This window comes from Flavobacterium riviphilum (assembly GCF_055231795.1).
Map to the genome: position 1 here is coordinate 62,954 of NZ_JBUYSY010000006.1, position 11,882 is coordinate 74,835.

Annotated in this window: 8 protein-coding genes; 7 read left to right on the forward strand and 1 reads right to left on the reverse strand. The window is 36.8% G+C overall.

Going from position 1 to position 11,882, the window contains the following annotated elements:
• The first annotated feature begins 11 nt into the window (after positions 1 to 11).
• The 6 genes from ACZIX2_RS07950 (at position 12) to ACZIX2_RS07975 (ending at position 5,894) form a co-directional block, all read left to right on the forward strand.
• A complete protein-coding gene (locus ACZIX2_RS07950; protein WP_463339558.1) occupies positions 12 to 170 on the forward strand; it encodes a hypothetical protein in 159 nt (52 codons plus the stop codon).
• Positions 171 to 173: 3 nt separating this feature from the next.
• Positions 174 to 641, forward strand: a complete 468-nt coding sequence (locus ACZIX2_RS07955) for a hypothetical protein (RefSeq protein WP_463339559.1) — start codon at positions 174 to 176, stop codon at positions 639 to 641.
• 3 nt (positions 642 to 644) lie between these two features.
• Positions 645 to 1,943 (forward strand): glycosyltransferase family 4 protein, encoded by a 1,299-nt coding sequence (locus ACZIX2_RS07960; RefSeq protein ID WP_463339560.1) that lies wholly within the window; start codon positions 645 to 647, stop codon positions 1,941 to 1,943.
• Between the two features lie 17 nt (positions 1,944 to 1,960).
• Complete coding sequence (locus ACZIX2_RS07965) at positions 1,961 to 3,430, forward strand: oligosaccharide flippase family protein (protein ID WP_463339561.1); 1,470 nt, start codon at positions 1,961 to 1,963, stop codon at positions 3,428 to 3,430.
• A gap of 232 nt (positions 3,431 to 3,662) precedes the next feature.
• On the forward strand, positions 3,663 to 5,342 hold the full coding sequence (locus tag ACZIX2_RS07970) for a mechanosensitive ion channel family protein (protein ID WP_463339562.1): 1,680 nt from the start codon (positions 3,663 to 3,665) through the stop codon (positions 5,340 to 5,342).
• Between the two features lie 258 nt (positions 5,343 to 5,600).
• Positions 5,601 to 5,894 (forward strand): hypothetical protein, encoded by a 294-nt coding sequence (locus tag ACZIX2_RS07975; protein WP_463339563.1) that lies wholly within the window; start codon positions 5,601 to 5,603, stop codon positions 5,892 to 5,894.
• A 32-nt stretch (positions 5,895 to 5,926) separates the two neighbouring features.
• Here the strand turns inward: ACZIX2_RS07975 and uvrA are convergent, their stop codons facing one another.
• Entirely contained in the window at positions 5,927 to 8,749 is a 2,823-nt protein-coding gene (uvrA, locus tag ACZIX2_RS07980; protein ID WP_463339645.1) for an excinuclease ABC subunit UvrA, read from the reverse strand.
• 190 nt (positions 8,750 to 8,939) lie between these two features.
• Here uvrA and ACZIX2_RS07985 point away from each other — a divergent pair, with 190 nt between their 5' ends.
• Complete coding sequence (locus ACZIX2_RS07985) at positions 8,940 to 11,753, forward strand: helix-turn-helix and ligand-binding sensor domain-containing protein (RefSeq protein ID WP_463339564.1); 2,814 nt, start codon at positions 8,940 to 8,942, stop codon at positions 11,751 to 11,753.
• Positions 11,754 to 11,882 lie beyond the last annotated feature (129 nt).

Consider the following 11,882-nt stretch of genomic DNA (forward strand, 5'->3'; position numbering starts at 1 on the left):
AATTTATTAAAATGGAAGCGTCCAGATTACATCATGCTCATCCATCTACAATGGAAGAGCGGTATATTAAGGAAATAAAAAAAATGTCGCCACAGCAACGTTTTGAAAAACTAATGGCTATTATCGAGATTTCGTATATTTTGAAAACAGCCAAAAAAATTACTAGATAATCAATGCATAGTCAAATCATAGAAATTTGGAAATATTTTTCCATACATCAAGTAAAATATTTGACTATAGGTGGTTTTGCTGTTAGCATATATGGATTTGGTAGAAATACTGGAGATATTGATATTTTTATAGAGGATACCCTTGAAAATAGAGAAAATTTACGATTAGCTCTATTGGATTTAGGTTTAGGTAATTTTGAAAATATCAATACAATGCAATTTATCCCAAGCTGGACAGATATTACTTTAAATTTTAATTTAAGATTGGATATAATGACTTCTGTTAAAGGATTAGAAAATATATCTTTTGACCAACTTTTAGAGAAAGCCTATATCGCGGAAATCAGTGAGGTCCCTGTTTATTTTATTGATTATGAGAATTTAATTAAAGCTAAAAAAGCGGCCAATCGTCCAAAAGATCTTTTAGACATTGAAGAATTAGAAAAAATCAATAAAAACTCAAATACATAACTTTTGAATACTGACTCCAAAAAAATTTTAATCATCACCTATTATTGGCCGCCAGCCGGAGGGCCAGGGGTGCAACGTTGGCTAAAGTTTGTGAAATATTTACCCGATTTTGGGATTCAACCCATAGTGTACGTGCCAGAAAATCCAACGTACCCTATTGTAGATGCGCATTTAGAAAAAGAAGTGTCTGACCAAGCCATTATTTTGAAAAAAAGCATATTTGAACCCTACCAATTGGCTTCTTTTTTTTCCAAGAATAAAACCAAAAAAATTAGCTCAGGAATTATTCCCAATCAAAAAAAACAATCTTTTTTAGAAGCGTTTTTATTGTGGATACGTGGTAATTTGTTCATACCTGATGCTCGGGTGTATTGGGTGAAACCCTCTGTTGCTTTTTTAGAGAAATACATTACTGAAAATGATATTGACACTATCGTTACTTCTGGTCCACCGCACAGTTTGCATTTGATTGGACTAAAGTTGCAGAAAAAAGTAAAGTTCCAATGGATTGCCGATTTCCGAGATCCTTGGACAACGATAGGTTATCACAAAGCCTTGCGTTTGTCTGCTTATGCCGCCAATAAACATAAAACATTAGAACACCAAGTGCTCAATGCAGCCGATACGATTATTGTAACGAGCAAAACAACTAAAACGGAGTTTCAAGCCATCACTTCAAAACCCATTAAAGTGATTACCAACGGCTATGATACCGAAAATGTTGCGCCACAAACCTTAGATGCTAAATTTACTTTGGCGCACATAGGTTCTTTTCTATCGGCGCGTAATCCAATGATTCTTTGGGAGAGTTTGGTGGAATTAATAGCCGAAGTACCAGACTTCAAAAAGCATTTGGAGATAAAATTGATAGGAGCCATTAGTCAAGAAGTTTTAAATACTATTGCGCAATATCAATTGGATGACTATTTGAATAATTTAGGTTATGTATCGCATCAGGAAGCCGTGGCGCATCAACGTAAATCACAAGTGTTATTGCTTATCGAAATTGACTCCGAAGAAACCAAAAGCATCATCCCAGGGAAACTTTTTGAATATATGGTTTCTGGTAGACCTATACTTGCCATTGGTCCCAACGACTCTGATTTTGCCGAGATTATCACTAGTACCAATACAGGGGTGTTTTTTGAGTACGATAAAAAGCAGGAGTTAAAGGCTACAATTTTGTCGTATTATCAGCAATTTTTAGAAGGCAAGTTACAATCTCATGCCGTAGGTTTGCAAAAATATTCCAGAAAAAGTTTAACCAAAGAATTAGCTACACTTCTAACTTCTAATTTCTAACTTCTAACTTCCAATTAATGGGCATTGTTTTAAATCAATCACTAAAAAATACAATTATAACGTACATAGGTTTTGGTATTGGCGGTATAAGTACTTTGTTCTTATTTCCTCCAATTTTGGGAAAAACCTATTATGGTCTATCCAATTATATTTTATCTTGTGCCAATGTCATTATGCCGTTGTTTGCTATAGGGATGCAAAATACAATGGTCAAATTTTACTCGCAGTGCCGAACCGAAGCGGAACGAAATCAGTTTTTATCCTTTACGGTTGTTTTTCCCTTGGTATTGAGTATTCCTTTACTGCTGTTAGGAGTGTTTTTCTATGACGAAATTACTTGGTTTGTGACCCAAAAAAACCCAATCGTTCAAGACTACATTTGGTTGATTCCCTTTGTAGGTTTATGTATGGCTTATTTTGAAATTTTTTACGCCTGGTTACGGGTGCACATGCACTCGGTTTTTGGAAATTTCATTAAAGAAGTGGGACTTCGACTTTTCTCTTTATTGGCATTAATTGGTATTTATTTGAAATGGATAACGGCGGTACAGTTCATTTATATGACAGCTGGTATTTATTTTGTAGCCTTAATCGTGACCATGTGGTATGCTTTCCGAATAAAAAAACCGCACTTTCAACTTGCTATACCATCGAATGTGAAAGGAATAATTGAGTATTCTTTTTATATTATACTTTCGGGTAGTGTGGCCAATTTGTTGTTAGATGGCGACAAAATCATGCTCAACCAATACATGGATATTGGTAATATTGCTTTTTATTCGGTTGCGACTTATATTGCTTTGGTGATTTCGGTACCTAGTCGTGCCATGCATCAAATTGTGTATCCAATAACGGCTAAGTTGATGCATGAAAACAAACACGACGAATTAAACGATTTGTATAAAAAAACTTCCATCAATTTGCAAGTGGTGGGCGGATTTGTGATGTTGTGCATTTTTGTCAACATCAATCAATTGTATGAATTGTTGCCTCAAGAATATGCCGGAGGTATTATGGTAGTATTCATGATTGGGCTGTCCAAATATTTCGACTTAGTGTTAGGCAATAATAATGCGATTATTTTCAATTCTAAGTACTATCGTATGGTCTTATTTTTGGGGGTAATGTTGGCCTTGTTGACTTTTATACTCAATTGGATTTTCATTCCTTTATATGGAATTATTGGTTCTGCATTTGCTACTTTATTGTCTATTACTTGTTACAGCGTTGCTAAACTGCTTTTTGTGGTCAAGCGCATGCATTTGTATCCATTTAGCAAACAAACGCTGCTTTCCTTAGGAGTTACTTCAGGAATCTTTGTCCTTTTTTACTTCTGGCAATTTCCTATACATCCTATTTTAGGGATTCTTTTAAAATCTTTTTTCCTTACGCTTATCTATGTGTATGTGAATTACAAAATGGTTGTTTCCCCCGAAATTAATCAAGCAATGGATGCTGTTTTGGCACGCTTTAAAGGGAAAAAATAAGCTAATGTTATTTTTTAATCGAATGCTGAATTAAAAAAGATTCGGTTTTATGATGGTATTTATAATCTATTTTGTACTTTAGAATAAGGTAAGGTGTTGAAAAACAGTGAGTACCTCCTTGATTGGCCTACTTTTTTCAATTTTCTGTGGGAGTCAAGCGAAAGGGAGTAGTCAAGCAGACTTACGTTTCGACTATCGTTGCCTACATTTCATAATTAAGAAAATAGTGCATATGATATTACCCATGAAAGCCTCTTGTTTTTTAGTACTCGTTTTAGGTATTGCTCAGCTTACTTTTGGACAAAAAAAAGGCGATATCCCCAATCAAGGAACTGCTAAAAAAGACAGCATTTCCATGGCAAGCAAAATCCAAGGCTATCCCGTAACTCCTTTCAAAGACACTTTGTTTTTTATTTATCATAAAATTGGAAGTTTCTCTCCCGAAAAACGTGCACAAGCCATTACAGATCGCATTTTGCAAATTGCTTCCGATCCATTATTTGAAGCGGATTCTTTGAAAATTGTGCCTTCAGATTTTACCCTGGATTTGGTGTATAAAGCAGATTTTATCTTATTATCCATAACCGCTAAAGACGCAGCTGCGGAGGGAAAAGAGCCTCCTATATTGGCAGAACAACGCAAGAAAATTATAGGAAATGCAATTAAAGAGGATTTGATTACCAACGCCCCTTTAAAGTGGATAAAGCGCATCGGTATTGAGTTGCTTTTTATAAGTTGTGTGCTCTTACTGTTGTACGGTATTCATGTGCTTTTTCGAAAGTTTATGCTGTATTTGGTGCAAAATGACGATCGCTTCTTTAAAGGGTTTTTAGTCAACAATCACCACATACTTTCGCCCAAAAATCAATTGTATTTTACATTGCGATTGATAAAACTACTACGGTTGGTGACCAGTATTTTTTTGGTCTACCTTTCCTTGCCTTTGTTGTTTAGTGTGTTTCCTTCTACAGTAGGGTATACCACCACTCTTATAAACTGGATTATGAAACCCGCCAAGTTTATCTTGGTCAGTTTCGTAGACTTTTTACCCAATTTGTTTTCAATCCTAGTAATCGTATTGTTGTTTCGTTATTTGGTCAAAATACTGCGCTATTTTGTGGATGAAATTCAAAAGGGGAACATCGTGATTAAAGGATTTTATAGCGATTGGGCCAAACCCACGTTTAATATCGTGAAAATGCTTTTGTATGCATTCATGCTAGTTATTCTTTTTCCCTATTTGCCGGGATCAGATTCGGTCATTTTCAAAGGGGTTTCTGTTTTTATTGGGGTGTTGTTTTCCATAGGTTCTTCTAACGCTATCGCCAACATGGTGGCGGGTTTAGTAATAACGTATATGCGCCCATTTAGAACGGGTGATTTTATCAAAATTGGGGATATTAGTGGCGAAGTGATAGAAAAAACCGCTTTGGTGGTGCGCATTCGTACCCCTAAAATGGAAGATATTACCATACCCAATGCTACTATATTGTCAAGTTCTTCTATTAACTATTCTTCCAACTGTAAGGAAAATGCTCCAGGGTTGGTGATTCATTCTACTGTGACCATTGGGTACGATGTGCCATGGCGCGCCGTCCACCAAGCACTTATAACGGCAGCGCATCGCACGGAATTTTTATTACAAGAACCTCCACCTTTTGTCATTCAAAAGAGTTTAGACGATTTTTACGTGTCGTATGAAATCAATGCTTTTACCAAAGAAGCTAATAGGCAACAACTGGTCTATTCTACACTGCATCAAAATATTCAAGATAGTTTTTTTGAAGCGGGGATAGAAATTATGTCGCCACATTACAAAGCCTTGCGCGAGGGCAATCATACGACCATCCCTGAATCCTACCTGCCTGACGATTATGTTGCTCCTAGTTTTAACATAAAAAAAGAGAAATAACGAGTAATTACTTGGTATTCAAACGGAAGGTCGATAGAGGAATAAGGGTGTTGGTCGAGTTTTTTTGAGTTTTATCGATTTACGATTTTTCCATTTTACGGGAAACCTCATAGTAAGTAGCTTTGAAAAGAAAATAGTGTTTTTGAATTAAAAATCACCAAATCTAGGTATTGCTCAGGCATTTTTACTGTTGTAAATTTGTGCTATAAAAAATTAAGAAAATTATAACAGTTTATCTTAAAAAAAAAATAGCAAATCATGAAAACAAATGTAAAATCTAGTCAGAAAGACCTTGCTGTTTTTAATGAATCTATAAATTCTAAATTACAAGAAGGTTTTGTTTTAGAAGAAAGAAATGACGAATTGCCCTTTGCGGTATTATCCAAGCGTAAAAGATTTGTCAATCATAAATTAAATTTTAGTTTAGCCTGTATAACCTTTGGGATTTGGTCATTTGTTTGGGTGTACATCAATCACATTTCCAAAGCTCGTAAAATTGTCTTAGGTATAGATGAAGACGGTCAGTTTTTTGAGGAAAACTGTCTTTTATAATTTTTTTTCAATTTAGTATTAAACCCAACAAATCAATCATTTGCTGGGTTTAATTTTTCCGCTAAATATTGAGCGGTAATGGATCGCTCTTCCTTACAAATTGTTTCAGGGGTACCTGCAGCCAAAAGTTGCCCACCATTGGCGCCCCCTTCTGGACCCAAATCGATAATCCAATCGGCACACTTAATCAAATCAAGGTTGTGCTCAATGACCAATAACGAATGCCCTTTTTCGATCAACGCATCAAAGGAAGCGACTAGTTTTTTGATATCGTGAAAATGCAATCCGGTAGTAGGTTCGTCAAATACAAATAAAGCTTTTTCCTTGGTAGCTCCTTTAACCAAAAAGGAAGCCAACTTAATACGCTGGGCTTCACCACCAGATAAGGTGGAGGACGATTGTCCCAACTGTACATATCCCAGACCTACATCTTGCAAGGGTTGTAGTTTTTGAACAATCTTTTTTTGTTGATGTTGTTGGAAAAAGGCCAAGGCATCATCAATGGTAAAAGTAAGGATATCGTGAATGTTCTTTCCTTCGTATTTAACTTCTAAGATTTCTTTTTTAAAGCGATGTCCTTCACAGGTTTCACACGGCAACTGAACATCGGCCATAAACACCATTTCTACCGTGATGCTGCCTTCTCCTTTGCACACTTCGCAACGACCACCGTCAACATTGAAGGAGAAATGTTTAGCTTGGTAGCCTCTGGCTTTGGATAGTTTTTCTTTGGCAAACAAATCTCGTATGTCATCATAGGCTTTGATATAGGTCACCGGATTGGAACGAGAGCTACGTCCAATAGGATTTTGATCAACATATTCTACGTGTTTTATATGCGAAAAGGAACCTTTCATTTCCGAAAATTGACCGGCTTTTTCGCCTACATTTTCCAGTTTCTTTTGCAAAGCAGGAAACAAAATTTTCTTCACTAAAGTACTCTTTCCACTTCCAGAAACGCCTGTAATTACGGTAAGTACATCCAGTGGGAAAACCACATCGATATTTTGTAAGTTGTTTTCTCTAGCCCCTACAATCTCGATGTAGTTTTTAAACGGACGTCTTTTTTTTGGGACGGCAATGCTAAGACTGCCATTCAAATACTTTGCGGTCAACGACTGCGCTTTGATAAAGTCATCATAACTGCCTTGCGCGACTAAGGTACCCCCAAAACTTCCGGCCTCAGGACCAATGTCTATAATAGTGTCGGCAGCTTTCATGATGTCTTCATCGTGTTCCACCACAATGACGGTGTTGCCTAGGTCACGCAACGCAAGCAAGACCTGAATCAATCGATCGGTATCTTTAGGATGCAATCCAATGCTAGGCTCATCTAAGATATACATAGAACCTACCAAACTGCTACCTAAAGAGGTGGCCAAATTAATGCGTTGCGATTCTCCACCCGATAAAGTGGCTGAGGGGCGATTCAGAGTCAAATAATCCAAGCCTACATTGCTTAGAAAAGTCAATCTATTGTTGATTTCTACTAATAAGCGTTTGGCAATTTGTGTTTCATAGGGGGTTAATTCTAGTGATTTGAAGAACAAAAGCAGGTCTTTGATGGGCATATCCACCAAGTCTGAAACGGTTTTTTGATGTATTTTTACATAATTAGCCTCGGTTCGTAAGCGCTTTCCTTTGCAAGTAGGGCAAGTGGTTTTGCCTCGATAACGAGAGAGCATGACCCGATTTTGAATTTTATAATTTTTCTCTTCTAATTCTTTGAAAAAACCATCCAATCCTTGAAAATAGGCGTTACCTGTCCAAAGCAGTTCTTTTTGAGCAGGGGTCAATTGGAAATAAGGTTTGTGGATGGGAAAATCAAATTTATAAGCATTTTTTACCAATTCATCTCGATACCACCCCATGCTTTCGCCTCGCCAGGGAAAAATAGCATTTTCAAAAACGGATAAGGTGGTGTTGGGGACCACCAAGTCGGGGTCGATACCTATAATATTACCATAACCCTCGCAAGTGGGGCAGGCACCATAAGGATTGTTGAAGCTGAATAAATGCACATTAGGTTCTAAAAAAGTAAGATCGTCTAAGGCAAAACTGTTAGAAAAAGTATAAGTAGTGTCTGAGGATAACGCTTTGATACTGCAAGATCCTTTGCCTTCATAAAAAGCCGTTTGTACAGCATCGGCCAATCGATTGTAGAAAGCTTCGTCGGTTTTGACCACAATACGATCCACGATTAAAGCAATGTTGACTTTTTCTAGTGCTGCTTCTGGAGTACTAGCAATGGAAACCAGATACTCATCCAAGCGCAACATCTCTTGATCAACCAATACTCTGGCAAATCCTTGTTGTTGCAGTATTTTTAGTTTGTCGATGGTTTTTCGCCCCGCTTCCACATGCAAAGGAGCTAATAGTAACCATTTGCTGTCTTCGGGCAACGATTGTACACATTGCACAACATCCGTTACGGTGTCTTTTTTGACTTCCTGCCCCGAAATCGGGGAGTAGGTACGACCAATTCGTGCATAGAGCAATTTGATATAGTCATAAATTTCGGTAGAGGTACCTACGGTCGAACGCGCATTGGTGGTATTGACTTTTTGTTCAATAGCAATAGCAGGAGCAATACCTTTGATATAGTCTACTTTGGGCTTGTCCAAGCGACCCAAAAACTGGCGGGCATACGAAGAAAGACTTTCTACATAACGACGTTGTCCCTCAGCATACAAGGTGTCAAAAGCCAAACTCGATTTGCCTGATCCTGATAAGCCTGTGATGACAACCAATTGATTTCTAGGAATCACTACATCCAAATTTTTTAAATTATGGACTTGTGCTCCTTTGATGATGATATTTTGTTTGGGATCTAATGTAGAAAGGTCAATAGACATAATAGCAAGTAATTTTCGCAAAAGTAGTCAATTTTACGCTTTTTAAAGAGTGATGTCTTGCTGTTTTTTTTGCTGTTATTTTGCTTTAGTGGTTTGATTTTTAAGGATTTTCGATGGTTTATGATAGTGTTTTACCTCATTTATTTCAAAATCATTACTTTTGGGTCGATTTATGTTAATTCTGGATACTATGCGTTTACTATACACTTTTCTTTATATTTTTCTTTTTTCTTTTTTAGGGGTTTGGTCTCAAGAGATTCCTCCAATATTACGATACACCCCACTTTCATATGGGGGAGGGAATCAAAATTGGATGATTGCTCAAGATCAAAATCAGTACCTGTATTTTGCTAACAATGAAGGGGTTTTGTCTTATGATGGCTCCAAATGGGAAATCTATCCCGCGGCCAATGAAAGTATTGTACGTTCTGTAAAAGTAATAGGAGAGCGCATTTATACGGGAAATTATATGGATTTTGGGTATTGGACCCGCATGGGAAATGGACAGTTACGTTATACGTCATTAGGTGCTAAAGTCAAAAACAAAATTCAAGAAGACGAGCAGTTTTGGAACATTCATCATTTTGATCAGTGGGTAATTTTTCAGTCCTTAGATAAGATTTTTATTTATGATTCTAAAAAAGACACCTTCAAAATTATTGCCCCGAGTAGTTCTATTTTAAAGTCTTTTCACACGGCAAACACTGTATATTATCAAACGGTAGCTTCGGGTTTATACGAAATTGTTCGCGGCCGAGAGAGTTTAGTAAGTGCCGACCCAATTTTGAAAAACAATAAAATTGTAAACGTGTTTGCTACCGAAGGCGGACTATTGATTCAAACACAGTCGAATGGGTTTTATACCTTAGTAGATGGAAAATTAAAACGTTTTGCTACCGAAATTGATGCAGAATTGTTTTCAGTAGTAATCTACAATAGTTTGCAGTTAGCTAATGGTGATTTTGCTATCGGGACGGTGTCCAATGGGGTGTTTATTCTCAATGCTAACGGAAAACTACGGTACCATCTTTACCAAGGAAAAGGCTTGTCTAATAATACGGTCTTGTCTTTGTTTGAAGATAAAGATGCCAATTTATGGGTAGGTTTGGATAACGGGATCAATTGCATCAATTTGCAATCACCCATTAAAAGTTTTGTCGATATTTCGGGTAAATTAGGAACGGTATACGCCACTAAGCTTCATAACGGATTGCTATATATAGGAACTAATCAAGGGCTATTTTTTAAAAAATTCAATAGCAATGAAGATTTTAAGTTTATTCCAGGTACCAAAGGCCAGGTTTGGTCTTTGTATGAGTACGATGGAGCTCTTTTTTGTGGACACGATTCGGGTACTCTTTTAGTCAATGGAGGAACGGCATCTTTCATTTTCAAGCAGTCGGGTACCTGGAAGTTGAGCCCTATTCCTAATCGAAAAGACGTTTTATTACAAGGAAATTATTACGGGGTTTCAGTCTTGCAAAAAGTGAACAACCAATGGGTGTTCAAAAACAAAATTAAGGGATTCAACAATTCGGCTAAAAGTTTTGAAATCACCAACGGACTTGATGTTTATATCAGTCATGAATACAAAGGGGTTTTTCGTTTGCATCTAGATAAAGAATTGACCCAAACCACACCGGTGTACATGTATACCTATCCCAAAAAAGGCATCAATTCTGGATTAACCAAGTTCAATGGCGCAATCTATTATGCGTACAAAGAAGGGGTGTTCAAATTGAACCCCAAAACGAAACAATTTGAAAAAGATCCTTTTTTGAGTGGCATTTTTCAAAAAGACCAATACAAATCGGGCCGAATGATAGTAGACAACGCTAATAGATTGTGGTTGTTTACCAAAAACAGCATGCATTACATCACCGAAAGCAAATTGAGCAATCAACTTAAGGACAATACCATTCCGATAACCTCGGCATTGTCTAATGCAATGTTGGGCTATGAAAATTGTACCCAAGTGGGCAAGTCAACAATGTTGCTGGGGACTTCCAACGGGTATTTGACGGTGAATTTTAAAGAATTGGAAGATAGAAATTATAAAGTAAATATTACTAAAGTTGGTATTAGCCGCTTGGATGAAGGAACTTTTTTCTTTCCCACAACTGGCAATTCAAAATTTGATGCCAAACAAAACAACATCATCATTAATTTTACGGTACCGGTGTACAACAAGTTCATTAATCCTCAATACCAATTTCAATTGGAAGGGTTTCAAGAACAATGGAGCGCTTGGAATGGTCGCTCTTCCATGTTTTACAAGAATTTACCCCCTGGTGATTATGTTTTTAAAGTACGCGCTCGTTTTTCCAATGAAGTTTTGGAAAATGTAGGGACGTATTCCTTTACCATTTTAAAACCTTGGTATGCGACCAATTTTGCCATAGTGATTTATATGTTGCTTTTAGGGGTGCTAATTTATTACGTTCATCAAGCGTATCAAAAAGCCTATGAAAAAAAGCAAGCCAAATTGATCGAAGAAAACAATCGTTTGTTAGAAATTCAAGAACTAGAAAATCAACAAGAATTAATGCGTCTTCGCAACGAACAGTTAGTACAAGATGTGGATTCTAAAAATAGAGAATTGGCGGTGTCCACCATGAGCTTGCACAACAAAAACGAATTGTTGGCTTTTATTAAAGAAGATTTAAAGAAGACCGCACAAAGCGATGGCAGCACTTCCAAAATTAAATCGGTGATTTCTACGATTAATAAAAACATCACTTCGGAAGATTCTTGGAAGGTGTTTCAAGAAGCCTTTGATAGTGTCGATAAAGATTTCCTAAAGCGTATCAAACAACTCCATCCCAATTTAACCTCCAACGATTTGCGCTTGTGTGCTTATCTACGCATGAATTTATCGTCTAAAGAAATTGCGCCACTACTCAACATCTCGGTTAGAAGTGTAGAAATTAAACGGTATCGTTTGCGTAAAAAATTAGATTTAGAACACGAAAAAGGCTTAGTAGAGTACATTCTAATGGTATAGTTTTTCTTTTTTTAACATAATTTACCTATACAACACCTCAACATTGGGGTTTTTTGGGAAGCTTTTAACAGGATTAACATTTTATTTAAATTGCTGAATTCGCAATAATTACGGGGACTATTTTGCGAT